The following is a 26,693-nucleotide window of genomic DNA, read 5'->3' as shown; positions in this document are numbered from 1 at the left end:
GGGCGGCGGGTTTTTGCGTGTACGGCTTGATCTCTCTTACGACGGCGGACCCTTCAATGGATGGGCCCTGCAGCCCGGGCTTCGTACTGTTCAGGGTTCTCTGGAGGAAGCGCTGGCGCTCCTGCTCCAACGGCCGGTCCGTGTCACGGTGGCTGGCAGGACGGACGCCGGTGTCCACGCCCGCGGCCAGGTGGTCCATCTGGACCTGACCGAAGCCGAGTGGCTGTCACTGCCGCGTGGGCATGAACTCGATCCCGCCGTCGCGCTGTTGAGACGTCTCCGCGGCGCGTTGAGCCGGATACTCGGCGACCTCACGGGAGCCGTGGAAGTGCACGACGCCGGTCTGGCGCCGGAAGGATTCGACGCCCGCTTTTCAGCGTTATGGCGTAGGTACAGTTACCGCATTGCGGACGGTCCCGAACGGTGGGATCCCCTTCTGCGGAGCATTACGCTGTGGCACAAAGCGCCCTTGGATGTTTCGCTCATGAACTCCGGTGTCCTGGCGTTGCTGGGGCTCCAGGATTTCCGCTCGTACTGCAAGCCGCGGGAAGGTGCCACCACCATTCGTGAGCTGCAGAAGTTCTCCTTTTCCCGGGGAAGCGACGGGGTCATTGTTGCCACCGTTCAGGCTGATGCTTTCTGCCACAACATGGTGCGGTCCTTGGTGGGGTCTGCCCTGCGGGTGGGGGAGGAGTTGGAGTCCCCGGGCTGGCTGCACTCGCGCCTTCTGGAGAGGAAGCGCGATGCCAAATCCGTGCTCGCTGCACCGCATCCCCTGGTACTGGAGGAAGTTGCTTATCCGTCGGATGCCGAGATGCTGGCCCGGGCTGAGCTGACGCGGGCGCGGCGGGCTTAGGGGCTTCTTGCCTTGACGCTTTCCCAGGACGTTGGAGGACCCCCTCCCGGCTCTGGGTACCGGAAGGGGGCCGTTGTGGCACTCCGTGGTCTGGGATCCGCGAAGTGCCGGTCTATTTCCTGCGGGGCAAGATCAGGAGAAGGCTTGGATGATCCTGATGACCGCCGGACCCAGAAGGACTATGAACAGCACGGGGAAAATGCAGAACAGCAGAGGAAAGAGCACTTTGACCGGCAGTTTTTGCGCCTTCTCCTCAGCGTTCTGGCGGCGTTTGACACGTGCCTGCTTGGCTTGGGCACGAAGCACATTGGCGATACCGATGCCATACTTGTCTGCTTGGATGACCGCCAGAACAAAGCTCCGTATATCGTGCACCGTGCACCGCTCAGCCAGGGCTTCGTAGGACTCCTGCCGGGGACGACCGACCTGAATGTCTTGCAGGGTTCGCATCAGTTCGTGAGCGAGGGGTCCGGTGCCTTGTGAGGATGCCCGCTCCATAGCGGATTCGAACCCGAGGCCGGCCTCGACCGATATGAGCATTTGATCGAGAGTGTTAGGAAATTCGAGTTTGATGGCGTCCTGCCGTTTGATCCCCGTGTTGTAGATCAAGAGGTCGGGGATGAAGTAGAGGAACACCGTCAGGAAGAGCCCCAGCCCCACAACCCCGGGCACCGGGTTGATGACGAACAACAATGTTCCAGCAAGGGCCCCGCCCAAAGCCAATACCGGTTTCATTGCAATGAGCTTGGTTAGGGGCATCGACTTCGGACGACCCGCCACGGCCAGCCAGTGGTCGAGCTTGGCTTCGTAACTGCCAGGTGTGAGCTTCCGGGCAACACCCAGCAGAAGTGGTGGGCGTTGGACGTTGACACCGGCTCCCTGTGCGAAACCGGAGCCAAGGTTGGTCTGGATGGCGAAGAGACCCTTTCGGTCAACAGTAGCCAAAGACCATGCAAAGTAGGCGAGCGGCAACACGATGATGGCAATGAAGAGCCACACCAAGGGCGTCATGGCAATACCTCCTAGAACTTGATCTTCACGGTGCGGCTCATCCAGAATCCGCCGACCACAAACATGAGAAAACTCAGCACCATCATGGCGATGCCGAGCGGATGTTCAACGAAAAGCCGTACATAGCCCGGGTTAATGACTGCAATCGCCAGAGCTACGACGACTGGCAGCGCCATCAGGATCACGGCTGACATTTTGCCTTCTGCGCTGAGAGAGCGAACGTGGCCTTTGATTTCGCTGCGTTCCCGAATCGTTGCTCCTACTTGCTCCAGTACCTCCGCCAGGTCTCCGCCGACCTCCCTGTTTATTTGGATCGCCTGCCCTATCCAACGGAAGTCTTCGCTGTCCATGCGGATCGCGCAGTCTTCCAAGGCTTGCCGGGGATCCTTGCCAATCCGGACCTCATTGACGATGCGGGCCAGTTCCTCCGACGTCGGCGCTTGGGATTCCTGGGCGGCGGCCTCGAGCGTACGCATGACACTGTGTCCCACACGAAGGCCGCCGATCAGCATCTGGATGGTATCCGTTAGCTGCATCTCGAACTTGCCCCTGCGCTTTTCTGTCTTGACGACCAGCATCAGCTTGGCACCAAAGGGAACTCCGACAGCCAAGAGAACGCCAATGAAAGGGTTTATCAGAAGCCAGCCGAAGGCACCAAGGAGCAATGCTGCGATGGTCACCACAACGGTCACGTCGGCGGGCGCCTGTTTTACGCCGGCGTTGTAGAGCACCTCACGGTTGAACGGGCCACCTGACTTGCCTATTGCCGTGTCAACGAAGCGGACCGCAGACTCTGAGACACGCCCAACAGCTGAACTGTCCTGTGGCAGGTCGACTCGGCGACGCTCGATGGGGATGCTTCCGTTTTGAGGTTTTAAGACCACAGCCACCAAGACGATAAGGGCGGCTGCACAGAGCACGATTGCCAGGACGAAAAGCGCTGGAGAATCCATAGCTATCTCCTCCCCACCGGAACCGGCGAGACTCCAAAGGTCGCCGGCGATACTTGAATACCGAGTTCAGTAAAGCGGTCAAGGAATCGGGGTCGAATGCCTGTAGGGATCGCCTTTCCCAAGAAACGCCCTTGGGCGTCCAAGCCTGTTGAGTAGTCGAACAGAAAGGCATCCTGAAGAGTAACAACGTCCCCTTCCATCCCCTGCACTTCGGTCACGTGGGTTACCCGCCGGCTTCCATCGCGGAGCCGGGTGACTTGAACAATGAGGTCAACTGCAGAGGAAACCTGCTCCCGAATTGCGCGAAGCGGAAGGTCCATCCCGGCCATGAGCACCAGCGTCTCCAGGCGGGCAATCGCGTCGCGCGGAGAGTTGGCATGGACCGTGGACAATGAGCCGTCGTGGCCGGTGTTCATGGCCTGCAGCATGTCCAAGGATTCACCACCACGGACCTCACCGACGATGATCCGATCGGGCCGCATACGGAGAGAGTTTCGTACGAGGTCGCGGATGGTGACGGCGCCCTTGCCCTCGATGTTGGGCGGGCGGCTCTCCAACCTCACAACATGGCGTTGTTGCAGCTGCAGCTCAACCGCGTCTTCAATGGTGACGATGCGGTCGGATTCCGGAATGAAGGACGACAGAACGTTCAGCAGTGTCGTTTTCCCTGTACCTGTGCCTCCGGAGACGATGACATTGAGACGGGCGCGGACACACGCACTCAGCAGTTCAGCCATTTCCTGGCTCATGGATCCCCACTCGATGAGGTTGCGGACCGTGAGTGGAACGTGGCTGAACTTCCTGATGGTGAGGGAGGGGCCGTTGACCGCCAGTGGAGGAATGATCGCGTTGACGCGGGAACCGTCCTCCAAACGCGCGTCGACCAACGGCGAAGATTCGTCGATGCGGCGGCCCACCTTGGAAACGATCCGTTCAATGACTTTCCTCAGGTGATCATCCGAGCTGAACTGCAGCTCGGTTAATGCCAAGTGGCCGTGACGCTCCACGTAAATTTGGTCAAAGCGGTTCACCATGACTTCAGTGACGGACGGGTCCTCGAGCAGGCGCTGCAGCGGCCCGTAGCCCATGACTTCATCTGCGATCTCGCGGATAAGGCGACGGCGTTCCTCCGGAGACAGGGGGACCTGTTCATCGTCGATGACCGCTGAGAGCTCATCGACAGCGAAAGACCGCAGGTCCTCTTCGGAAGACGAAGTATCCCCGATGCGGTTCCCAATGCGCTCAAACAGGGCAGAAGCAGCTCGTTGCTTGAGACCAGCCAGCGCATCCACCGCCGGGGTGGTTGGTGCCCCGCCCAATATCGGGTTGGACACCGAAGTTGTTGCAATCCGGTCGCCGCCGGAAGCCGGGTCCGGAGTTTGTAAATCACCTGGGGCTGGGACAGCAAGCGGGTTGTTTATCGAAAGCCTCTCTGACAGTTTCATGACACCACCACCCTTCGGTGCAGCTTGTTCTGAGGCGTCGTTTCCAATCGGGGGTCGAACCGTTGGACGAGCTTCCTCAATCCTTTGGTCGCTGAATCCCTGGCTGTCCCCTGAAGGACCGGAATTCCCCGGTTCGTTGAGTAGGGGAGTGTTCTGGACCGGGGAATTACCGTGTCAATGGGAACCCCGATAGTGGCTTCAACATCTTGGACAGAAAGACCACTCTTCCTGTCCGCGAAGTTCAAGACGGTATGCCGGCCCTGTGGCAACAGCTGAAGTTCCTTCAGGACGCTGAAGCACTTCCGGAGACCCCTAATGCTTGGCACATCCATCCCACAGACCCACACGCCGTCGGTGGCCAACTCCAAGGTCGCCAGGCAGTGTTCGCCAAGACCTGGTGCCGTGTCCACCACGACATACTTGAACTCCGTCGCCAGCTGATTGAGGAGGCGGGTGACGTGGTCGGCCGTGATGTAGTCCGAGTCGGACGGCTTTTGCGGGGCGCAGAGTGCATAGATTCCGGCAGGGTGAACTGTCAAGAACGCTTTGAGGACCATGGAGTCCTGGGCGGCAGCTCCGTGTACGGCCTCGGTGATGGAGTGCTCGGGCTCCAGCAGTAGACCGGAAGCGACGTCCCCGAACTGTAGATCCAGGTCGACGATCACTACGCTCATGGGTGCAAGCGTCCCTAGGCCGATGGCAAGATTGGTGGCCACTGTGGTCTTCCCCACGCCGCCTTTCGGTGACATGACGGCAATGACCCGTCCCCGCTCTTGTCCGGATTCGGCAGCTGGCTGCATTCCGCGTCGCCGGCTGGCGGCGGCCAAGCACGCGCGCTCCAGGAGCACCCGGAGCTCGTTGACCTCAGCTTCCGGCGCCACCACATCCCTGACTCCTGCGTGCATGGCTTTCAGCACAACGTCTGCGGTTGGCTCGGCCACCATCAGAAGGCTGATTTCCGGATACTGAAGATCAATCACCGTGGCCAGTTTGAAGGCGTCGTCGGGATTGACCCCCGGGCCGAGGATCATGACCTCGGGAGGTGCTCCTGTCAGCTGTTTGAAGATTTCGTCGGTACCGGATTGGAGGACTGAGGGTGACAAGGTTTGAAGGTCACCGTGCAGTGCCCCAGTAATGGCTTGTCGTACCCTGCCTTCAAAGTCCCGGACCGCGGTGATGGCTACGAATCGGCTCATTGGACCAGCCCTCCGAACGTGGTTGTTGGCGGATCGCCCTTGACGGTCTTATCTGTCTGCTTGGAGAGCCACAGGGTGCCGAACTCTGCCCCGAAGACCATCTTGGCTGCGTTGACGTCACTAAGGGCAACGGTGACATATGCCGAGCCATTGGGGAGTGCGACGGCCTTTTCAGTGCCGGCAGATTTCTCAGCGTCGGGGGCGGCCTGCTGAACGGCAGTCACCAGAACGTCGTGGTACAGGAGTTCAGTAAAGTCCTTCCACCCAGTCAATCCAGTGGGCAGATTGGCTCCCGCAGGCACAGCCTCGTCCAGCTTGAAGGAGGCGAAGACAGTGACTGTATCGCCGGCCTCGACCCGACCTCCGAGCATGCGCTCCGGAGCAAGAACAAACGTCGCTTCCTGCAAGCCCTCGGGAACGGGAACAGTGCCAGGGACCAATTCTTTGGGGCTGACCAACTTGACTCCCAAAAGTTGCTCTCCAGGTTGAAGGTCTGAAGAGGTAACTTTGCCCTTTTGATCACTGAGGGCGTTGATGGTGCCTGGCGCGACTGCTGACTGCGGCAGGGTTTCGGCCTTGACCTTGGACTGAAGCTCCTCGGCCTTGGTGCCGGCCGGAATGCGTTCCTTCACAACAAGTACGGTTACGGGATCAAGCCCTTGCTGCGCCCGCTTGTCGGCCCCTTGAACATAGGTGACCAGCAGGACGGTGCCAATGACTGCCAATAGCAGTGCTGCAATGCCTCCCAGTAGGCGTGTTTTCACTTTCTACTCCTTTGATTCTTTCGGATTCCAGAACAGGGGCGTATCTGCCCGCTACTCAGTGAGCGTGACAACGGAGGCCCCATAATTGGGAGTGCCTTCTGTTGCCTGCATGCCCTCTTCGAGCGATACGAAGCGGGAGAAAAACCCCTGGAGTCCGCGGCAGTTTCCGTTGCAGCTCGGAGCAAGGGGATCCACAACGGCCCCAGAGCCGCTGAATTTGTAACCGGTGACTTGAAAGGCAGCGAAGCCGACCAGTGTGTACTTTGCGTTGCTGCCGTTGCCGGCTGCCGTCTTGAATAGCGGAATGAGCGCGGGCTCATCCATGATGGTCGCCAGGGCTGCGTTGCATCCAGCTGCATTAGGGAAATGGTTGCCGGTCTGGCCGTTGACCGTCATATCGAGATCGATATTCGTCGAACAACCAGAATTGGTCTTAAGCCAACCAAAGCCGCCAGGTTGGTAGCCGTTTTGGGCTGCGCACCCAGGGGCTGTCGGAGCGTTCTCGTCGTAGCGAAGAAGAATATGAGTCGGGATGGGGTCTCCGATGAAGCTTCCGGTGGAGTTCAGCGATGCGAGTTGGGCCGGCGAAAGATACTTCTTGAAGACACATTCACTAACGGTCCAAGGAAGAGTCGTGGCACTGGACGGCGCGCCCCACGAAGCTTCGGCGACTGCGCCAACCTGAGCCGTTTGGACTCCCAACACTTGGGCGAAGAACAGGGAGAAACTGTTCTGGCCATTGGTGTCGCGGGCGTTGGTGGCTACGCGAACGGTAGTCGAGGCAGGAAAGGTCACCGCAGCGCCGCTGGCACTGTCATTCGCATTGTTGTTGGCGAATTGGTTGCCAGTAGACGCGCTGTTGCCGCAACTTCCCCCTGCACAGTCCGTGGCAATGGCCAAGGCTGCTGCATCAGCTCCGTTTTGCAGCTGCGCCTTCTCGGCATAGAGTGCTCCGACATCCACGGCCAGCGCCGCGAAGCCCAGTAACACCACCATCATTCCTGCAACGACGATTGTTGCGGCTCCGCGCTCCGACTCCGTGGAGCTGTCGCTTGCTTGAATCCGCTTGTGGAGCAAAGCTAGCCACCGCATCTCATCACCCCAACTCCTGACATGTTGATTGGAAAGATCCCTGGGGCGCCAAAGAAGCCCGCATCCAGGAATCCCGACATAGAGGTCAGCGAAACGCTCGTGGTTACCTCGACGTTGGAACCAGGTGCGCAACTTGAGGCGTTGTCGCTGACACTGACGCCCAGACCGTCCAGGGCAGGAGCCGCGGAGAGGGCCGTGCCGGCTACGTCCAGGCCACCGTCTTGGTAGTGGACTGCTGCATAGCGGGCTCCTTCCCTAGCAGCCTGCGTGAGGGATACCTGCACGTTGTAGGCTCGGCCGAACTCCATGATTCCTATTAGAATTAGCAGCAAGAGTGGAAGCAGGATTGCCATCTCAACGGCAACGGCGCCTCGCTCTTTTGTCCTTGATTTCAAGGCCTTCTCCCCATCCCAGATCCAAAAGTATTGGGTTAAAGCACTTTGGTTGGTCGTGAAAGACTCTTGAGCCGCCACGACCAACCAAAGAACGCTTCGCTACGGAATCTGTGCGATGACGTTGTTGAACAGACCGAGGATTTCAGCGCCAAGTGCAAAGACGGCGGCGATGACGATGACGGCAATGCCGGCGACCATGATGCCGTATTCAACCATCGTCGCTCCCTTCTCATCCTTGGTGAAGCGGTCCTTGACGCCGGCAATGTACGAGGTAATGGTCAACATAAAAGCAGACATTGGAATATCCTTCCCAGATAAAATATTTACGAAGTGGGTTATAGGTCCAGCAAATTATCGGAATTTGCTTCGACTCCCGAACTACCCCCATGTTTCCTTTAGCGGTCCGGAATTCGATGAGATAAGAATTCACCCTGGGAAGCAGCTGCGACAATGCGTAGCCGTACTCGACTTGGGGAGTGGGCGCTACTCGCCGGCACGCACTGAGGGCAGGAAGTACTCAGTTTTGGAAGAAATAGGCATCAAAACTACTTGGTTTCGAAAGCTGCCTTATTAATTGGGGGGGCGTTCCGGGGAGGTAAGTGCGTACTAAGCCGCGTCAGTTCATGAACAGGGCAACGCCAAGAGCGGCGATCACCATTGCCGGACCATGGGCCGTTTCTGTGGGTTTTTCCCCGCGTCGCAGGCGCAACATCAGTATCGTGAGCACCCCGCCCACCACGAATCCCAGTAGTCCCCCGAAGAGTACTTGCTGCCAACCCAAGTACCCCAAGTACAGCCCCAGGGGTGCTGCGAGCTTCACATCGCCCATTCCGATGCTTCCCGGCGAAAGAAGTCCAAGAATTAAGTAGCCACCGAACAAGATCGCCCCGCCGGCGAGGGCTCGGAACAGCTCCGCCCATCCCGGGGCAAGGGCTGCGGATGCCGTCAGGAGCAGCAGCCCACCTCCGAGGAGGAACGCGACGAGGGTGTTGGGCAATAAATGGAGGGCGAAGTCGATCCGTGACAGTTGCACTCCAAGTAATGCCAGGAAAAGAAATGCCGGCAATTCCCATGCCGCGCCAAACCGCCACGCGAGCAAGCCAAACAGCAGCGAGGTGACAGCCGCCGTCGTGATCCGGACCCTCAGGGGAGGGGGTCCGCCGAGCCGCGGCAGCCGCAGTGAGATGAGCCACTCGGCAGCAGGGCTGAGGAGGAGGCCTGCGAGGGCGATAATGAGTGGAAAGGCGGGCCCGTCGGTCATGTGCTCTCCCTCAATCAGTGCGCAACCCCCAGGGGCGATTACCCCATTTTGACCCGGGCACCCCGTTGAAGGTATTGTTTAGAGTCGTTGTGCGTGTCCTATCTCGATGACACATGCCTTACGGGGGATCCAGTTGCAGGATCGCTAACTCCTGAGGCATATCGAGATTCTGGGATGACTGGTACATAGAGCCCTCACCTCTGCTCCGGTAGCGCATACATAGTAGGTACACGCCTTATTGCGTGTCGCCTAAAACATGAACGCCAGAACAAGAACGAGGCAAAACCGTGCGTACGTACACCCCGAAGCCCGGCGATATCAACCGCCAGTGGCACGTCATTGACGCCACCGACGTTGTCCTTGGTCGTCTTGCCAGCCAGACCGCAACACTGCTGCGCGGAAAGCACAAGCCGACCTTTGCGTCCCACATGGACATGGGCGACTTCGTCATCATCATCAACGCTGAAAAGGTTGCCCTCACCGGCGCCAAGCTGGAGCAGAAGCGCGCATACCGCCACTCCGGTTACCCGGGCGGCCTGACCTCCGTCAACTACGCCGAGCTGTTGGAATCCAACCCGGTTCGCGCTGTTGAGAAGGCCATCAAGGGCATGCTCCCCAAGAACTCCCTCGCCGCTCAGCAGCTGGGCAAGCTCAAGGTCTACGCAGGCCCCGAGCACCCCCACGCAGCTCAGCAGCCGAAGACTTTCGAAATCACCCAGGTCGCCCAGTAGTCCTGGCCACCAACTAAACTTTTTATTACAAGGAGAACCGTGGCTCAGAACGAAGAACTGACCGCCGAAGCCGTCGAGGCTGAGGAAACCCTCACCAGCTACACCTCTGAAAGCACATCTGGTGAAGATGCGCCCAAGAAGGAGCGCCCGGCACTGACCGTTGCCGGCGCAGCTGTTGGCCGTCGCAAGGAAGCCGTTGCACGCGTTCGCGTTGTACCGGGTTCCGGCAAGTGGACCATCAATGGCCGCACGCTGGACAACTACTTCCCGAACAAGCTGCACCAGCAGGATGTCAACGAGCCCTTCAAGATCCTTGATCTCGAAGGCGCCTACGACGTCATCGCCCGTATCCACGGCGGTGGCATCTCCGGCCAGGCCGGTGCACTGCGTCTCGGTGTTGCTCGCTCGCTGAACGAGATCGACGTCGACAACAACCGCGCCACCCTCAAGAAGGCCGGTTACCTGCGCCGTGACGCCCGCGTCATCGAGCGTAAGAAGGCTGGTCTCAAGAAGGCACGCAAGGCTCAGCAGTACTCCAAGCGTTAATTCGCTTCGCCCCTTCGTTGGGGCATCGAAAGCCCGTTCCGCCACTTCGGCGGGGCGGGCTTTCGCCGTTAACAGGCCGTTGCACGGCCCGCATGTGACGCTCCGACACGCTCCTGAACTGATGGCGTCCCGGCGTCGTCTAAACTTGAGCCGATGTCTAGATTATTTGGAACAGATGGCGTGCGCGGTCTCGCGAACGGATTGCTCACCGCCGAGCTGGCTATGCAGCTCGCCCAGGCCGCCGCCGTCGTACTCGGCCATGACCGCACAACCAATGGCAAGCGGCCACGCGCCGTCGTCGCCAGGGACCCCAGAGCGAGTGGCGAGTTCCTCGCCGCCGCCGTGGAAGCCGGGCTTTCCAGCTCCGGAATCGACGTCTATGACGCCGGTGTTCTTCCCACCCCTGCGGCCGCTTACCTGGTGGCAGATCTCGACGCCGATTTCGGCGTCATGCTGTCGGCCTCCCACAACCCCGCGCCGGACAACGGCATCAAGTTCTTTGCCCGCGGCGGCCAGAAGCTCCCGGACCACGTCGAAGACGCCATCGAGGCACAGCTCGGCAAAGAGCCGCAGCGCCCGGTGGGAGCCGACGTCGGACGCATCCAGCGCTTCTCCGACGCTGAGGACCGTTACATCGTGCACCTGCTGGGCACGCTTCCCAAGCGCCTTGACGGCCTGAAGGTAGTCCTGGACTGCGCCCACGGTGCAGCGAGCGGTTGTTCACCCCAGGTGTTCAAGGATGCCGGCGCGGACGTCGTAGTGATCGGCGCTGAGCCGGACGGGCTGAACATCAACGAGGGCGTAGGCTCCACCCACCTGGGCCCGTTGAAGGAAGCAGTTCTCAAGCACGGCGCCGACCTCGGCGTAGCCCACGACGGCGACGCCGACCGTTGCCTCGCCGTGGACCACGAGGGCAATGAAGTGGATGGCGACCAGATCATGGCTATCCTGGCATTGGCCCTCAACGAGGCCGGAAAGCTCAAGGACAGCGTCCTCGTGGCCACCGTCATGAGCAACCTCGGCCTCAAGATCGCCCTCAAGAGTGCCGGTATCACCATCCGCGAAACCGGAGTCGGCGACCGCTACGTCCTCGAAGAAATGCGCAACGGCGGCTATAACCTGGGCGGCGAACAGTCCGGCCACGTGATCTTCTCCGATTACGCCACCACAGGTGACGGTGTCCTGACCGGCCTGCAGCTGGCCGCGCAGGTTGCACTGACAGGCCGCAGCCTCAAGGAACTCTCCACCGCGATGACCAAGCTCCCGCAGCTGATGATCAACGTCAAGGGTGTGGACAAGGCCCGCGCCGGTACCGACGAAGGCGTGGCGGCTGCTGTTGCTGCAGCCGAACTCGAACTGGGCGAAACCGGCCGCGTGCTGCTCCGCCCGTCGGGCACTGAAGCTCTGGTCCGTGTCATGGTGGAAGCCGCTGACATGGAAACGGCTGAGCGAATCTGCAACAGCCTTGCTGCAGTAGTTAAGGAACGCCTCGGCGCTTCCAGCGAGATGGCTGTCTAAAGAAGCCAGAACGAGCTTCGGCCCGCACCCCTGCCTGGCAGGGGAGCGGGCCGAAGCCATTTAAGGGCTAAAGGTAATCCGGGGCCGCTTCGAGGCCGAAATACTCTTCGAGGGTCACAATGCCGCGCGCAACCATGTCAGTTGCTGCTTCCACCCCGATGTAACGCAGGTGCCATGACTCGTAGAAGTACCCGGTGATGTCATGGAACATCCATGGATAGCGGACCACGAAACCGAATTTATGGGCGTTGGCCTTCGCCCACACCGCTGCCGGTTGCTCAGCAAAACACGGCTGGAAACTGCAGGCCCCGCCGCCGTCGGCAATATCGAAGGACCAACCTGTTTGGTGTTCGGAGTGTCCCGGCCGTGCCGAGGCGCGGTCCGCCGCAGCTTGGCCCGTGCTGGCGACATAGCCGCCGTACGTGGCCACTTGGGTTGAGTAGGAGCGGTAGCCCGAAGCCAACGTCATGACGACGCCCTCGGTTGCAGCGGCCGCGAACAGCTTTTCTGCGGCAGCCGCCGTCGTGCTGTTCATCAGGGAGGCTTCGCCGCTGACGGCGAGGCGGATGTTCGGCTGAACCAGATCGGTCGGGACGAAGTCCTGGGGGTTGAGGGGGCGGTGCTTGTTGACGATCACCCAAGGGCTGGTGGGGTCCGTCAGCGAATGCTGCGGAACAACCGCACTGGAGGGCGCGGCGCTGGACGGCATGGCACTGGGCGACGGTGCGGCAGTCTCAGGCGCGAACGTTGCCGGATCCGTGGTGGCGGCGCTGGAAGGGGCCGCAGAAGGCGCAGCAGCCCCACTCGCGGCGTTGGCGGCCGCGGGGGAGGGGACGGCAGTTTCCGGCGTGCACGAGGACAGGGCCGCCATTCCGGCCCCAGCGGCGATCAAGCCCGCAAAAGCGCGCCGGCTGGGCAGCGGTTGGGGATCGGCCACCTTAGACCTTCCTCAGCAGCATGCGGCGAATGGAGTGGTCGGCATCCTTGGTGAGAACCAGTTGGGCGCGGCCGCGGGTGGGCAGCACGTTTTCTTCAAGGTTGGGTTCGTTGATGCGCTTCCAAATGCCGCGCGCGGTGGATTCGGCGTCGTCATCGGACAGCGTGGCGTAGCGGTGGAAGTAAGATTCCGGCTGCGCGAAGGCGGTGGTGCGCAGTTTGCGGAAACGGTCCACGTACCATTCCTCGATGTAGGAGGTTTTGGCGTCCACGTAGATGGAGAAATCGAAGAAGTCGCTGACGGCCAGTCCTTGTTTTCCGTCCATGCGGGGGCGCGCGGGGCGAGAACGTTGAGCCCCTCCACGATCAAGACGTCGGGACGCCGGACCACCACTTCCTTGCCCGGCACGATGTCGTACGTTACGTGGGAATACCACGGTGCGCGGACTTCTTCGGCGCCGCCTTTGACTTCCGACACAAAGCGGAGGAGCCCCCGCCGGTCATAGGACTCGGGAAAACCCTTGCGTTCAAGAAGGTGCCGGCGCTTCAGTTCGGCCAACGGATAGAGGAAGCCGTCCGTGGTGATGAGTTCCACGTTGGGGGTACCGGGCCATCGCCGGAGCATTTCCCGGAGCACGCGGGCGATGGTGGACTTGCCAACCGCCACAGAACCGGCGACGCCAATCACGAACGGAGTGCGCTGGGTCTGTTCGCCCAAGAACGTGGTTGTTGCCGCATGAAGCTGGTGGGAAGCCTCTACATACAGGTGCAGAAGCCGCGAAAGTGGGAGGTAAACCTCTCTGACTTCCTTCATGTCCAGGGGGTCGCCGAGGCCGCGGAGACGGAAGATGTCCTCTTCGTTGAGGGGCTGCTCCATCTGCGCTGCAAGCCTGGACCACGTTTGACGGTCCAGCTCTACAAACGGGGAAGCGCCGTCGCCATTAGCTTCGGTGCGTTGCAAAGTCACGCTCATGATTCTGCCCTCCACGCGGCGGATCAGGAAATGCACGACGACGGGAGGGTGAATTGTGGGGGCCGGACAACATAGCGGCAACGGGAAGAGCTGGGATGTCCCACGTCAGTTGTTTGCGCTAGCCGTTAGGCTTGTACCCATGTGTGGAATCGTAGGCTATGTTGGCAATTCGTCTCGCAAGGCAGCTGGTCACAGCGCCCTTGACGTCGTCGTGGAAGGGCTGCGTCGTCTTGAGTACCGCGGCTATGACTCCGCAGGCGTCGCAGTGGTGGCTGACGGGACGATCTCGTCCCGTAAAAAGTCCGGCAAACTGAGCAACCTGATCAGCGAACTGGAAGCAAATCCAGTACCTGAATCCCTGACCGGCATCGGCCATACCCGTTGGGCCACCCACGGCGGACCGACCGACCGCAACGCGCACCCGCACCTCTCTGACGGCGGCCGCCTTGCACTTATTCACAACGGCATCATCGAGAACTTCGCTGAGCTCAAGCAGGAACTGCTGGCCAAGGGCGTTACCTTCGAGTCCGAAACCGACACCGAAGTTGCCGCCGCACTGGTTGGCGACATCTTCCGCACCCAGCTCAATGGCGACGGCGGAAACCTCACCGAAGCGATGCGCCTGGCCTGCCAGCGACTCGAAGGCGCTTTCACCCTTCTTGCAGTCCACGCAGACCAGCCCGACGTCGTCGTAGCTGCCCGCCGCAACTCCCCGCTGGTGGTTGGCCTGGGCGAAGGCGAGAACTTCCTCGGCTCCGACGTCTCCGGCTTCATCGACTACACCCGTCGTGCCGTGGAACTGGGCCAGGACCAGATCGTCACCATCACCGCGGACTCCGTGGAAATCACCGACTTCTTCGGCGCTCCCGCCGAAGGCAAGGAATACCACGTTGACTGGGACCCGGCATCTGCCGAAAAGGGTGGCTTCAACTCCTTCATGGAGAAGGAAATCCACGACCAGCCTGACGCCGTTGCGCAGACCCTCCTGGGCCGCTCGGACCTCGATGGCAAGCTGACCCTGGACGAGGTCCGCATCGATCCCGAGCTCCTCAAGCAGGTTGACAAGATCATCGTGCTCGCTTGCGGTACCGCGGCCTACGCCGGCCTGGTTGCCAAGTACGCAATCGAGAACTGGTGCCGCATCCCCACGGAGGTTGAGCTCGCCCACGAGTTCCGCTACCGCGATCCGATCGTCGACTCCAACACGCTGGTGGTTTCCATCAGCCAGTCCGGTGAGACCATGGACACGCTGATGGCCGTCCGCTACGCCCGTGAACAGGGCGCCAAGACGATCTCCATCTGCAACACCAACGGTTCAACCATCCCGCGCGAATCCGACGCCGTGCTCTACACGCACGCCGGCCCGGAAATCGCGGTGGCCTCCACCAAGGCATTCCTGGCGCAGATTACTGCCGCCTACCTGCTGGGCCTTTACCTGGCACAGTTGCGCGGCAACATCTTCTCCGGCCAGATCAAGGACGTCCTCGCGGACCTCAACAAGATCCCGGCCAAGATCCAGAAAATCCTGGACAACGCAGGCCCCCTGCGCGAGCTCGCCCGCAGCATGAAGGACGAAAAGTCCGTGCTGTTCCTGGGCCGCCACGTTGGCTACCCGGTTGCCCTCGAAGGCGCCTTGAAGCTCAAGGAAATCGCGTACATCCACGCTGAAGGCTTCGCCGCCGGTGAGCTCAAGCACGGTCCGATCGCCCTGATCGACGACGGCCAGCCGGTCTTCGTTGTGGTGCCGTCCCCGCGCGGCCGCGACTCCCTGCACTCCAAGGTGGTCAGCAACATCCAGGAAGTCCGTGCACGTGGTGCCCGTACCCTGGTGATCGCTGAAGAAGGCGACGAGTCGGTCAAGGACTACGCAGAGCACGTGTTCTACGTACCTGAAACGCCCACGCTGCTGATGCCCCTGCTCACCACCGTTCCGCTGCAGATCTTTGCTGCTGAACTGGCCGGAGCCAAGGGCTATGACGTGGATCAGCCGCGTAACCTCGCCAAGAGCGTGACCGTAGAATAACGCCATGATTGTTGGCATTGGCGTAGACGTCGTAGACATCGAACGGTTCGGCCGGCAACTGGAACGGACGCCCGGACTCCGGGACCGCCTGTTTGTTCCTGCCGAACGGGAACTCAACACCCGCTCCTTGGCTGCACGTTTTGCGGCCAAGGAAGCCGTGGCCAAGGTCTTGGGTGCTCCCGCGGGCATGAACTGGCAGGACTGCTGGATCGGTCTCGACGAGAACGGCCCCACAGTCCAGGTCAAGGGAACCGTGCTGGCAGTGGCCGAGGCCAAGGGCGTCAAGCGCTGGCACCTGTCCATGAGCCACGACGGCGGCATCGCTACGGCGACTGTCCTCGCCGAGGGCTAGACGGACTCTCAACAGCAATGATCAGCGCCTTCACCGGACAACAGATCAGGGATGCGGAACAACCGCTCCTTGACGCCGGTGAGGGCGCTGTTCTTATGCAACGGGCAGCCTACGGGCTGGCCCAAGCCGTGGTGCTCGAGGTCAAAACCCGGCGCAAGCTGGCGGGCGCCAGTGTGACTGTCCTGGCAGGCAAGGGCAACAATGGCGGCGACGGTCTCTTCGCTGCGGCCCTACTGGCCCGCCGGGGGATGCGCACGACGGCGGTACTCGCCGCGGCTGAAGTCCACCCGGAGGCGCTGGCTGCTTTTGCCGCAGCCGGCGGGAGGACCTTTTACCTCGAACCCGGGAACGCTGAAGAACTCGCGGTCCTGTGTGCCGGCGACGACGTGATCATCGATGCCCTGCTCGGCACGGGAGCCCGTGGGGGCCTGCGTGGCCCTTCAGCTGAACTGGTTGCGTCCCTCCAGGAACTGCGTCCACGGTTGGTAGTGGCCTGCGATCTCCCCAGCGGCCTGGACGCCAACACCGGTGAAGTTCACTGGCCGGTGCTGGAAGCAGACGTCACGGTTACCTTTGGCGGCGTGAAGGCGGGGCTGATGACCGATCCCGGCGAGGGCTGTGCCGGTCGGGTGCACGTGGTGGAGATCGGCATCGAAGGATCGCTTGAGTCCCAGCAACCGGAGCTCCGCCGCCTCACCTCCCAGGATGTAGGAGCAGTACTGCCCCATCCTGGCCGCCGGGCACATAAATACTCCCGGGGTGTCCTGGGCGTTGTGGCCGGTTCGGTGCGGTTTGCCGGCGCTGCTGTTCTGGGCGTACATGCCGCAGCGCTCGCCGGAGCGGGGATGGTGCGGTATGCCGGCCCCCAAACGGTGGGACAGTTGGTGCTCGCCCAAACCCCCGAAGCCCTCTGGGAACCCGATGAACCCGGCCGCGTCCAGGCGTGGTTGCTGGGCTCGGGCGTTGATGGGGAAGAGCAGTTGCAGCGTGCGAAGGACGCAGCTGCGGCTGCCTTGGCCGCCGATGTGCCGGTGGTGGTGGACGCGGGTGCGCTGAGCCTCCTTCCGGACCGCTGCCCGCCCCATTGGATACTGACGCCACACGCTGGGGAGTTGGCTACCCTGCTGGATTCCCTTCCCTCCACGGGGGAGGTTGCTGTGACCCGTGATGACGTGGAGTCCCGTCCCCTGCATTTTGTACGACAGGCCGCCGAACAAACGGGCGCCACCGTGCTCCTGAAGGGAGCCACCACACTGGTGGCGTCGCCGTCGGGCGTTGTTTTCAGCCAATCCGAGGGCACCGCGTGGATGGCGACCGCGGGGAGCGGCGATGTCCTGGGCGGAGTGCTGGGCGCGTTGCTGGCGCAGTGCGCGGAAACGATCAAGGACGACGACGGCGCCTATGCCGGCTTGGGACTGGACGTTGCCGACCGCTGGGCTGCGTTGGCGGCTGTTGCGGCGAGCGTCCACGGACGGGCAGGATCGGCAGCGTCCGCGGAATTGGCCGGCGGCCCCATTACAGCGTCGGCGATCATGGCTGCGGTTCCGCGCGTGCTGGGTTCGCTGAACGCGGAATGCGACCCTTCAAGACCGTAAGGTTACTGTCCGTGTCATGGGTCATGAGTAGGCTTGCAGCAGTTGTTCGCATCATCAAGAGGAGAACGCATGGAAGTCTGGCCTGGATCGGCTTATCCGCTGGGTGCCACCTTTGACGGCACCGGCACCAACTTCGCGCTGTTCAGCGAGAAGGCCGAAAAAGTAGAGTTGTGCCTCTTTGACGACGACGGCGGGGAAGTCCGCGTGGAAGTCACCGAGGTGGATGGTTATGTATGGCACTGCTACCTTCCGCAGGTTCAGCCCGGGCAAAAGTACGGTTACCGTGTGCACGGCCCCTACGACCCCGACGCCGGTCAGCGGTTCAACCCCAACAAGTTGCTGCTGGATCCCTACGCCAAGGCCATCCACCGGCAGATCGACTGGGACCCGGCGCTGTTCTCGTACAACCTGGGGGACCCTGATTCCCGCAATGATGAGGACTCCGCACCGCACATGATGCTGGGCGTCGTCATCAACCCGTTCTTCGACTGGGACGGAGACAAGCTCCTGCGGATTCCGTACCACAAATCGGTCATTTACGAGGCCCACGTCAAGGGCTTGACGCAGATGCACCCGGAGGTACCCGAAGAACAGCGTGGTACGTATGCCGGTGTGGCCCACCCTGCGGTCATCTCGCACCTGCAGAAACTGGGAATCACCGCCATTGAACTGATGCCGGTGCACCAGTTCGTCAACGACGGCATTCTGCAGGACAAGGGCTTGAACAACTACTGGGGCTACAACACCATTGGTTTCTTTGCGCCCCACAACAGCTATAGCTCCAAGGGCGATACCGGCCAGCAGGTCCAGGACTTCAAGGCCATGGTGCGTGCCCTGCACACCGCGGGCATCGAAGTCATCCTGGACGTGGTGTACAACCACACGGCAGAGGGCAACCACCTGGGACCCACGTTGTCCTTCAAGGGGATTGACAACTCCGCGTACTACCGCCTGGTGGAAGACGACCAGAAGTACTACATGGACTACACCGGCACGGGAAACTCGCTGAATGTCCGGAGCCCGCACTCCCTCCAATTGCTCATGGACTCCCTGCGGTACTGGGTGACCGAGATGCACGTGGACGGTTTTCGCTTTGACCTAGCGTCCACGCTGGCCCGCGAGTTCTACGACGTCGACAAGCTGTCAACCTTCTTCGAACTCATCCAGCAGGATCCTGTGGTTTCCCAGGTGAAGCTCATAGCCGAGCCGTGGGACGTTGGTCCCGGCGGCTACCAGGTGGGTAACTTCCCGCCGCAGTGGACTGAATGGAACGGCCAGTACCGCGATACTGTCCGCGACTTCTGGCGCGGGGAACCGTCCACCTTGGGTGAATTCGCTTCCCGGTTGACCGGCTCCGCAGATCTTTATGAGCACTCGGGCCGCCGCCCGGTGGCATCGATCAACTTCGTCACTGCCCACGATGGCTTCACCCTGGCCGACCTCGTTTCCTACAACGAGAAACATAATGAGGCCAACGGCGAAGACAACAACGACGGCGAATCCCACAACCGCTCCTGGAACTGCGGCACCGAGGGACCCACCGAGGACCCCACAGTCCTGGGCCTGAGGGCGCGCCAACAGCGCAACTTCATCGCCACGCTTTTCCTCTCGCAAGGCGTACCTATGCTGCTCCACGGCGACGAGCTCGGCAGGACACAGCGCGGCAACAACAACGGCTACTGCCAGGACTCTGAACTGACGTGGATCAACTGGGAGAACGTGGACCAGCCGCTCATCGAGTTCACCGCTGCCGTGTGCGCCCTCCGCGCCAAGCACCCCAGCCTGCGCCGCAGCCGGTTCTTTGACGGACGCCCGGTGCTCCGGGGCGAAGGCGAACGTCTGCCGGACATCGTATGGCTGGACGCTGACGCGAGCACCATGAGTCCCTCGGATTGGGATGAAGCGCTGGGACGCTCCGTTGGTGTGTTCCTGAACGGCGATGGCATTCACGGCCGTGATAACCAAGGCCGGCGCATTACCGACGTCAACTTCCTGCTCTACTTCAACGCGGATCAGGACGAGGTTGGCTTCCGGATTCCTTCGGATGAATACGCACCCGCATGGGACGTCATGATCGACACCGCCGGAGAAGGTGCCGAGGCAGGTGTCGTCAAGCCGGACCAGATTCTCATGGTCGGTGCCAAGTCCCTGGTAGTGCTGCGTGCGCACAGCACTCCCGAGGTGGAACCCGACCACTCTGTGGCAGCATCACTGGCTGCGCTGACCCAGACGAGCACTCCGGAAACGGCGTCCATCACGGCTCCTGCTGTGACGTCGCTGCCCTTCGACTACAAGGGAGACGCCCCGGCTGGCGAGGAGTCCGGAGCAACGAAGAAGGCGGACTCATGAGGACTCCCGTCTCGACGTACCGGCTCCAGATCCGGCCAGGACTGACACTCCAGGACGCGGCGGAGCTCACGGGCTACCTGCGGACCCTCGGGGTGGACTGGGTCTATGTCTCGCCCATCCTGACCGCGGAGGAGGGATCGGACCACGGCTATGACGTCACCGATCCCTCCACTGTGGATCCCTCGCGCGGTGGTCCCGAGGGACTCTCCGCACTCTCCAAGGCTGCCCGCGAACAGGGTCTGGGCGTCCTGGCGGACATTGTGCCCAACCACATGGGCGTCGCCTCGGCCGGGCAGAACGCCTGGTGGTGGCAGCTCCTGAAAGAAGGACGCGGGTCCAAGTACGCCGAGGCCTTCGACGTCGATTGGGATTTCGGTGGCGGGAAAATCCGTATTCCGGTCCTGGGCAGCGATGAGGACCTGGAGCAAATCACTGTGGTGGACGGTGAACTGCACTATTACGATCACCGTTTTCCCTTGGCTGAGGGCACCTTTGCTCCTGGCGACAGTCCCCAAGACGTCCATGCCCGGCAGCACTACCAGCTCATCGGCTGGCGCAGGGCCGACGCCGAACTGAACTACCGCCGGTTCTTCGCGGTGAATACCCTTGCTGGTGTCCGGGTGGAGATTCCGTGGGTCTTCGACGAGTCCCATGAAGAGATCGTCCGGTGGTTCCGTGAGGAACTGGTGGATGGGCTCAGGATCGACCATCCGGACGGCCTGGCGGATCCCGAGGGCTATCTGGCCAGGCTGCGGGAAGCAACGGGCGGCGCGTACCTGCTTGTCGAGAAAATCCTGGAGCCGGGGGAGCAGTTGCCGGGCACCTTCAGCTGCGAAGGCACCACCGGTTACGACGCCCTCGCAGACGTGGACCGGCTCTTCGTGGACCCCGCAGCGGAGGAATACCTCGACTCACTCGATGCCAGGCTGCGGGATGCGGACGCGCCGGCAGACTACGAGGACATGATCCATGGAACCAAGCGCCGTATTGCCGATGGCATCCTGCGGTCGGAGATTCTGAGGCTCGCACGCCTGGTGCCGCAGTCCATGGACCTTCCGGCGGACAAGGTGGCTGATGCCATCGCCGAAGTTATTTGCTGCTTCCCGATCTACCGCACCTACCTCCCTTACGGCCAGGACGTCCTGGAGGAATCAATCCGCCGTGCTGCGGAAAACCGTGCGGACCTCAAAGCGGTATTGGAAGACCTGAGGCCGCTGCTCCTCGATTCCTCCGGTGCCTTGGCCCGGCGTTTCCAGCAGACCTCCGGCATGGTGATGGCCAAGGGCGTGGAAGACACAGCGTTCTTCCGCTACACCCGTCTGGGCACCCTCACCGAGGTGGGGGCCGATCCCACCGAATTCGCCGTGTCCAGCGGGGTCTTCCATGAGCGCACGGCCCGCCGCCAGCAGGTCCTGCCGTTGTCCATGACCACGCTGAGCACCCATGACACCAAGCGAAGCGAGGACGCCCGGGCGCGCATATCGGTCATTTCCGAGGCCGTCCCGGAGTGGGAACTCTTCTTGGGGACAGTCCAGGAGTTGGCCCCGATTCCGGACGGGCCGTTGGCAGCCCTTGTGTGGCAGTCAATTGTTGGTGCGTGGCCGGCAGACCGGGGACGTCTTCAGTCGTATGCCCTGAAGGCGGCGCGCGAGGCCGGTAACTCAACAAACTGGACCGACCCCAACCAGGACTTCGAGCGCCACCTGGCCGCCGCCGTCGACTCTGTCTTTGATGTGCCGGAGGTTGCAGCGGCGCTGGCCAACTTTGTCGCTGAGCTCGAACCGTACGGGACGTCCAACTCGTTGTCGGCCAAGCTGGTCCAGCTGACCATGCCCGGGGTTCCTGATGTCTACCAGGGCACAGAATTCCGGGACGGCTCCCTGACTGATCCTGACAACAGGCGACCCGTTGACTTCCAGGCCCGTATGACTGCCTTGGCAGAGCTGGACAACGGCGCTGCGCCACCGTTCACGGATGAAGCAGCCAAGCTGCTGGTGGTGTCACGTGCACTCCGGTTGCGGCGCGATCGGCCTGAGCTCTTCGGCGGATACCTGCCGGTGGTCGCACAAGGTGCGGCCGCAGATCACGTGGTGGCCTTCGACCGCGGAGCTGATCGGCGCGGTGCCCTCACGGTTGCCACCCGACTGCCCAAGCGACTTGCGCGGGAAGGCGGCTGGCGGGACACAGCCATTGAGTTGTCCGGAAACGCCCGGGACGAACTCACTGGAGCCACGTACAGTGCCGGCACTGTCCATTTGGCCACATTGTTGGAGCAGTACCCCGTGGCCCTGCTGGTGCCTACGGACTGATCCTCACCACCGCAAACCATCACCGCAACGCACGCTTGAACACGCATAAGGGAGCATGATGCTGGAGCACGCTGCTGGAAAAAACCGCTACGACGTCTGGGCGCCGAACGCTGACTCGGTCCGGCTTGTTGCCGATGGACGTGAGTACGCCATGGAACACCACGACGCCGCCGCCCCAGGCTGGTGGCGGGCGCCGGCTGATGTGGTTGGCCAGGAAAGTGACGGTGTACCGTACGGGTACATCGTGGACGGAGAGGGTCCGTTCCCTGATCCGCGCTCGCGGAGGCAGCCGGACGGAGTGCACGCGTTGTCCGCCACGTTCGATCCCTCCATCCATGAGTGGCAGGACTCGGCTTGGAAGGGACGGCAGCTCAAGGGAGCCGTCATCTATGAGCTTCACCTGGGTACCTTCACCCCGGAAGGAACGCTGGATGCCGCCGCCGCCAAGCTGGACTACTTGGTGGACCTTGGCGTGGACTTCATCGAGTTGCTTCCGGTCAACGGATTCAACGGTGTCCACAACTGGGGCTACGACGGAGTGCTTTGGTACGCCGTCCATGAGCCCTACGGCGGCCCGGCGGCGTACCAGCGATTCGTGGACGCCGCGCATGCTGCCGGCTTGGGCGTCATCCAGGATGTCGTCTACAACCACCTTGGACCCAGCGGAAACTACCTGCCCAAGTTCGGCCCCTACCTGAAATCAGGGGAGGGAAATACGTGGGGTGACTCCGTCAACCTGGATGGACCAGGCTCTGACGACGTCCGGCGCTACATCCTGGAGAACGCGGCGATGTGGCTCCGTGACTATCATGTGGACGGTCTTCGCCTTGATGCCGTCCACGCGCTGCGCGACGAACGGGCCGTCCAAATCCTGGAGGAGTTCGGGGCATTGGGTGATCAGATCGAGGCCGAGACAGGGATTCCCCGGACTTTGATAGCGGAGTCGGACTTGAACAACCCGCGCCTTATTTATCCACGCAAGGACAATGGATACGGACTTGATGGCCAGTGGAGCGACGACTTCCACCACGCCGTTCACGTCAACCTGAGCGGGGAAACCACCGGCTACTACTCGGACTTCGATTCACTGGCGGTCCTGGCGAAGGTCCTGGAGCATGGCTTCCTCCACGATGGCAGCTACTCCAGCTTCCGCGGGCGGCACCACGGCCGGCCCATCCGCAGGGATCTGGCGCACCCGTCAGCTTTGGTTGTCTGCCTCCAGAACCACGACCAAATCGGCAACCGCGCCATCGGCGACCGCCTCACCGCGTCGCTGTCCTACGGGCAGCTGGCCATCGGTGCGGTGCTGACCATGACGTCTCCGTTTACGCCCATGCTCTTCATGGGCGAGGAATTCGGTGCGTCCACGCCGTGGCAGTTCTTCACCTCCCATCCGGAGCCGGAGCTCGGGAAGGCTACCGCCGAGGGCCGCATCAAGGAATTCGAACGCATGGGGTGGGATCCCGCGGTGGTGCCGGACCCACAGGATCCAGAAACGTTCCTCCGGTCCAAACTCAAGTGGGAAGAAGTCGGCGAGGGAAAGCACGCAAGCTTGCTCCAGCTCTACAAGGATTTAGCACAGCTGCGCCGAAACACCCCCGAGTTGGTGGACGGTGGCTTCGGCAGCACAGTGGTGGAATACGACGACGACGAACACTGGCTGCAGTTCTCCCGCGGCACCGTCCGGGTGGTGTGCAACTTCGGGGACGAGGCACTCGGGACACCCCTCAGCGGCTCCATCTTGCTGGCCACTGACCATGAAGCAGTCCTCGATGAGGGGACACTGACGCTTCCCGGCGGGAGCGCCGTCGTCGCACGCGTCAATTAGGCCATCCACAATCCGGGGTGACGGCGCCCACATGGCGGACAGCGCCGTCACCTCGGAATGTGCAGTGGCAGGATGGTACGTATGACTTATTCGGCCGCGGAAAACCGCTACGAAACCATGCCCTACCGCCGCGTCGGACGCAGTGGACTCAAGCTCCCCGCCATCTCGCTGGGCCTCTGGCACAACTTCGGTGACGACAAACGGTTTGACGAACAGCGTGCCATCCTGCGCCGGGCGTTCGATCTCGGTGTCAACCACTTCGACCTCGCCAACAACTACGGACCGCCGGACGGCTCAGCCGAGACCAACTTCGGACGCCACCTGAAGGATGATTTCAAGCCGTACCGTGACGAACTGGTCATCTCCACCAAAGCCGGTTACTACATGTGGCCCGGTCCGTACGGCGAGTGGGGATCCCGCAAATACCTGATCTCCAGCCTGGACCAGTCGCTTGAGCGCATGGGCCTGGACTATGTGGACATTTTCTACAGCCACCGTCCCGACCCCGAGACTCCGCTGGAAGAAACCATGGGCGCCTTGGACTACGCTGTCCGATCCGGCAAAGCGCTTTACGCCGGCATCTCCTCCTATACCCCGGAGCAGACCCTTGAAGCTGCCCGGATCCTCAAGGAGCTCGGAACCCCGTTGCTCATCCACCAGCCCAGCTACTCCATGCTGAACCGCTGGACGGAAAACGGGTCCCCCAACCTCTACGAGGCACTGGACCAGGTGGGCGCCGGCTCCATCGCTTTCTCGCCGCTCGCCCAAGGCATGCTCACCAACCGCTACCTCAACGGCGTACCGGCCGATTCACGGGCCGCCAAGGAGCGGTTCCTGTCCGAATCACAGCTGACCGAGGAGAAGCTGGACCGGGTCCGGGGATTGAACGCCATCGCCGAAGGCCGCGGGCAGACCCTGGCCCAGATGGCCATCGCCTGGATCCTGCGCGACCAGCCGAAGGGCTCGCCGGTGACCTCTGCCCTGGTGGGCGCGTCAAGCGTGGCCCAGTTGGAGGACACGCTCAGTGCCATCAACAACCTGAAGTTCACCACTGATGAGCTGACGGCCATCGATGAGTTCGCTGTGGAGTCGGACATCAACCGGTGGGCCCAGAAGTAGCCTCCGAAGTTTCGCCATAAAACAGCAGGGGCCGGCCGGGAACAAAGCTGGCCCCTGCTGTGTTGGTTACAATGCAAGAGTGCGCCGAATGGCGCCGTGCCAATCAGTCGTGCCCTGGACTCAGTCAGGGCTGCGCCTGGCACATGAGGTTTAGTTCTCAAAAGGAGTTCCGTGTCTTCACATCCGATTCGTGTTGCCATTGTCGGCGTAGGTAACTGCGCCGCATCGCTGGTCCAAGGTGTTCAGTACTATCGCGACGCTGACCCCAAGGCCACGATCCCGGGTCTGATGCACGTCGAGTTCGGCCAGTACCACGTCAACGACGTCCAGTTCGTTGCTGCTTTCGACGTCGACAGCAAGAAGGTTGGATTGGACCTGGCCGACGCCATCGGCGCCAGCGAAAACAACACCATCAAGATCGCCGACGTCCCCACCACCGGTGTCACCGTCCAGCGCGGCCACACCCTGGACGGCCTGGGCAAGTATTACCGCGAGACCATTGTTGAGGCACCGGACGAAACCGTGGACATCGTCGCAGCGTTGCGCGAGGCCAAGGCTGACGTCATGGTTTGCTACCTGCCCGTCGGTTCGGACCAGGCTGCAAAGTTCTACGCCCAGTGCGCCATCGACGCCGGTGTAGCGTTCGTCAACGCCCTGCCCGTCTTCATCGCCGGAACCAAGGAGTGGGCTGACAAGTTCACTGAGGCCGGTGTTCCGATCGTGGGCGATGACATCAAGAGCCAGATCGGTGCCACCATCACGCACCGCGTCATGGCCAAGCTCTTCGAAGACCGCGGCGTCACGCTGGACCGCACGTACCAGCTGAATGTCGGTGGCAACATGGACTTCAAGAACATGCTGGAGCGCGACCGTCTCGAGTCCAAGAAGATCTCCAAGACCCAGGCTGTGACCTCCAATGTTGAGGCCAAGCTGCACGCCGATGACGTCCACATCGGGCCGTCCGACTACGTTGCCTGGCTCGATGACCGCAAGTGGGCCTTCGTCCGCCTCGAAGGCCGCAACTTCGGTGACGCCCCGGTGTCCCTCGAATACAAGCTCGAGGTGTGGGATTCCCCGAACTCCGCAGGTGTCATCATCGACGCCATCCGTGCCGCCAAGATCGGCCTGGACCGCGGCATCGGCGGCCCGCTGCTTTCCGCTTCCAGCTACTTCATGAAGTCCCCGCCGGAGCAGTTCAACGACGACCTCGCCCGCGACAAGGTTGAAGCCTTCATCCGCGGCGACATCGAGCGCTAAACACCCCTGCTACGACGAACGCCCCCGTATCCGATACGGGGGCGTTTGTCGTTTCCCGAACCTTCTCTCACGTCCCTCGGGTTTGGGGTGGACGCTCGCTCACTTTTCCTAAAAGAGTGAGAGAGCGTGGGTCTGAAGGGCGCGGGATGTGAGAGACGGTGGGTCTGGAAGGGCGCGGGATGTG

Annotated in this window: 22 protein-coding genes and 1 pseudogene; 12 read left to right on the top strand and 11 right to left on the bottom strand. The window is 61.8% G+C overall.

Annotated elements, in window-relative coordinates; genetic code table 11:
* The first annotated feature begins 13 nt into the window (after window positions 1-13).
* Window positions 14-856, top strand: coding sequence for a tRNA pseudouridine synthase A (locus CGK93_RS16635; protein ID WP_089595782.1), 843 nt, complete (start codon window positions 14-16; stop codon window positions 854-856).
* Between the two features lie 132 nt (window positions 857-988).
* Here CGK93_RS16635 and CGK93_RS16630 read toward each other — a convergent pair whose 3' ends face one another.
* The 9 genes from CGK93_RS16630 to CGK93_RS16590 all read right to left on the bottom strand — a co-directional run bounded on the left by CGK93_RS16630 (window position 989) and on the right by CGK93_RS16590 (window position 8,973).
* Window positions 989-1,867, bottom strand: coding sequence for a type II secretion system F family protein (locus CGK93_RS16630; protein ID WP_089595781.1), 879 nt, complete (start codon window positions 1,865-1,867; stop codon window positions 989-991).
* Between the two features lie 11 nt (window positions 1,868-1,878).
* A complete protein-coding gene (locus CGK93_RS16625) occupies window positions 1,879-2,820 on the bottom strand; it encodes a type II secretion system F family protein (RefSeq protein ID WP_089595780.1) in 942 nt (313 codons plus the stop codon).
* Window positions 2,821-2,822: 2 nt separating this feature from the next.
* The gene (locus CGK93_RS16620) at window positions 2,823-4,265 is read right to left on the bottom strand and encodes a CpaF family protein (protein WP_089595779.1); all 1,443 of its coding nucleotides are present in this window, start codon (window positions 4,263-4,265) and stop codon (window positions 2,823-2,825) included.
* Window positions 4,262-5,461 (bottom strand): AAA family ATPase, encoded by a 1,200-nt coding sequence (locus CGK93_RS16615; RefSeq protein ID WP_089595778.1) that lies wholly within the window; start codon window positions 5,459-5,461, stop codon window positions 4,262-4,264. The genes CGK93_RS16620 and CGK93_RS16615 overlap by 4 nt, the downstream gene beginning before the upstream one ends.
* The gene (gene cpaB / locus CGK93_RS16610; RefSeq protein WP_089595777.1) at window positions 5,458-6,225 is read right to left on the bottom strand and encodes a Flp pilus assembly protein CpaB; all 768 of its coding nucleotides are present in this window, start codon (window positions 6,223-6,225) and stop codon (window positions 5,458-5,460) included. The genes CGK93_RS16615 and cpaB overlap by 4 nt, the downstream gene beginning before the upstream one ends.
* A gap of 51 nt (window positions 6,226-6,276) precedes the next feature.
* Window positions 6,277-7,317 (bottom strand): Tad domain-containing protein, encoded by a 1,041-nt coding sequence (locus tag CGK93_RS16605; RefSeq protein WP_089595776.1) that lies wholly within the window; start codon window positions 7,315-7,317, stop codon window positions 6,277-6,279.
* Window positions 7,305-7,670: a TadE/TadG family type IV pilus assembly protein gene (locus CGK93_RS16600; RefSeq protein ID WP_232481670.1), complete on the bottom strand. Its 366-nt coding sequence runs from the start codon at window positions 7,668-7,670 to the stop codon at window positions 7,305-7,307. Before CGK93_RS16600 ends, CGK93_RS16605 begins: the two co-directional genes overlap by 13 nt.
* Before the next feature lie 141 nt (window positions 7,671-7,811).
* The gene (locus tag CGK93_RS16595) at window positions 7,812-8,009 is read right to left on the bottom strand and encodes a Flp family type IVb pilin (protein WP_232481361.1); all 198 of its coding nucleotides are present in this window, start codon (window positions 8,007-8,009) and stop codon (window positions 7,812-7,814) included.
* 319 nt (window positions 8,010-8,328) lie between these two features.
* On the bottom strand, window positions 8,329-8,973 hold the full coding sequence (locus CGK93_RS16590; protein WP_089595775.1) for a prepilin peptidase: 645 nt from the start codon (window positions 8,971-8,973) through the stop codon (window positions 8,329-8,331).
* Between the two features lie 287 nt (window positions 8,974-9,260).
* Between CGK93_RS16590 and rplM the strand changes: the two genes are divergently transcribed.
* The 3 genes from rplM to glmM all read left to right on the top strand — a co-directional run bounded on the left by rplM (window position 9,261) and on the right by glmM (window position 11,768).
* Entirely contained in the window at window positions 9,261-9,704 is a 444-nt protein-coding gene (rplM, locus tag CGK93_RS16585) for a 50S ribosomal protein L13 (protein WP_011775554.1), read from the top strand.
* 39 nt (window positions 9,705-9,743) lie between these two features.
* Window positions 9,744-10,250 (top strand): 30S ribosomal protein S9, encoded by a 507-nt coding sequence (rpsI, locus tag CGK93_RS16580; protein ID WP_089595774.1) that lies wholly within the window; start codon window positions 9,744-9,746, stop codon window positions 10,248-10,250.
* Between the two features lie 153 nt (window positions 10,251-10,403).
* Window positions 10,404-11,768, top strand: coding sequence for a phosphoglucosamine mutase (gene glmM, locus CGK93_RS16575; protein ID WP_089595773.1), 1,365 nt, complete (start codon window positions 10,404-10,406; stop codon window positions 11,766-11,768).
* A 67-nt stretch (window positions 11,769-11,835) separates the two neighbouring features.
* On the opposite strand, the gene CGK93_RS16570 is transcribed toward glmM, so the two are convergent.
* The gene (locus CGK93_RS16570) at window positions 11,836-12,639 is read right to left on the bottom strand and encodes a M15 family metallopeptidase (protein WP_089597531.1); all 804 of its coding nucleotides are present in this window, start codon (window positions 12,637-12,639) and stop codon (window positions 11,836-11,838) included.
* A 67-nt stretch (window positions 12,640-12,706) separates the two neighbouring features.
* A pseudogene (coaA, locus tag CGK93_RS16565) lies at window positions 12,707-13,677 on the bottom strand (type I pantothenate kinase).
* Between the two features lie 139 nt (window positions 13,678-13,816).
* Between coaA and glmS the strand changes: the two are divergent.
* The 8 genes from glmS (at window position 13,817) to CGK93_RS16525 (ending at window position 26,509) form a co-directional block, all read left to right on the top strand.
* Window positions 13,817-15,700 carry a glutamine--fructose-6-phosphate transaminase (isomerizing) gene (gene glmS, locus CGK93_RS16560; protein WP_089595772.1) on the top strand — a complete coding sequence of 628 codons (1,884 nt, stop codon included), beginning with the start codon at window positions 13,817-13,819 and terminating at the stop codon, window positions 15,698-15,700.
* A 4-nt stretch (window positions 15,701-15,704) separates the two neighbouring features.
* A complete protein-coding gene (locus CGK93_RS16555) occupies window positions 15,705-16,052 on the top strand; it encodes a holo-ACP synthase (protein ID WP_011775548.1) in 348 nt (115 codons plus the stop codon).
* A 17-nt stretch (window positions 16,053-16,069) separates the two neighbouring features.
* The gene (locus CGK93_RS16550; RefSeq protein ID WP_198318246.1) at window positions 16,070-17,647 is read left to right on the top strand and encodes an NAD(P)H-hydrate epimerase; all 1,578 of its coding nucleotides are present in this window, start codon (window positions 16,070-16,072) and stop codon (window positions 17,645-17,647) included.
* Window positions 17,648-17,716: 69 nt separating this feature from the next.
* The gene (gene glgX, locus CGK93_RS16545) at window positions 17,717-19,996 is read left to right on the top strand and encodes a glycogen debranching protein GlgX (RefSeq protein WP_089595771.1); all 2,280 of its coding nucleotides are present in this window, start codon (window positions 17,717-17,719) and stop codon (window positions 19,994-19,996) included.
* Window positions 19,993-22,305 (top strand): malto-oligosyltrehalose synthase, encoded by a 2,313-nt coding sequence (treY, locus tag CGK93_RS16540; RefSeq protein ID WP_089595770.1) that lies wholly within the window; start codon window positions 19,993-19,995, stop codon window positions 22,303-22,305. Before glgX ends, treY begins: the two co-directional genes overlap by 4 nt.
* 58 nt (window positions 22,306-22,363) lie before the next feature.
* Window positions 22,364-24,133 (top strand): malto-oligosyltrehalose trehalohydrolase, encoded by a 1,770-nt coding sequence (gene treZ, locus CGK93_RS16535; protein WP_089595769.1) that lies wholly within the window; start codon window positions 22,364-22,366, stop codon window positions 24,131-24,133.
* Between the two features lie 81 nt (window positions 24,134-24,214).
* Window positions 24,215-25,252, top strand: a complete 1,038-nt coding sequence (mgrA, locus tag CGK93_RS16530; RefSeq protein WP_089595768.1) for an L-glyceraldehyde 3-phosphate reductase — start codon at window positions 24,215-24,217, stop codon at window positions 25,250-25,252.
* Between the two features lie 171 nt (window positions 25,253-25,423).
* Window positions 25,424-26,509 carry an inositol-3-phosphate synthase gene (locus tag CGK93_RS16525; protein WP_089595767.1) on the top strand — a complete coding sequence of 362 codons (1,086 nt, stop codon included), beginning with the start codon at window positions 25,424-25,426 and terminating at the stop codon, window positions 26,507-26,509.
* Window positions 26,510-26,693: the final 184 nt, after the last annotated feature.

Origin of the sequence: Arthrobacter sp. YN (assembly GCF_002224285.1) — a bacterium.
Classification (GTDB): domain Bacteria; phylum Actinomycetota; class Actinomycetes; order Actinomycetales; family Micrococcaceae; genus Arthrobacter.
This window is presented reverse-complemented; position numbering and strand designations above follow the sequence as displayed.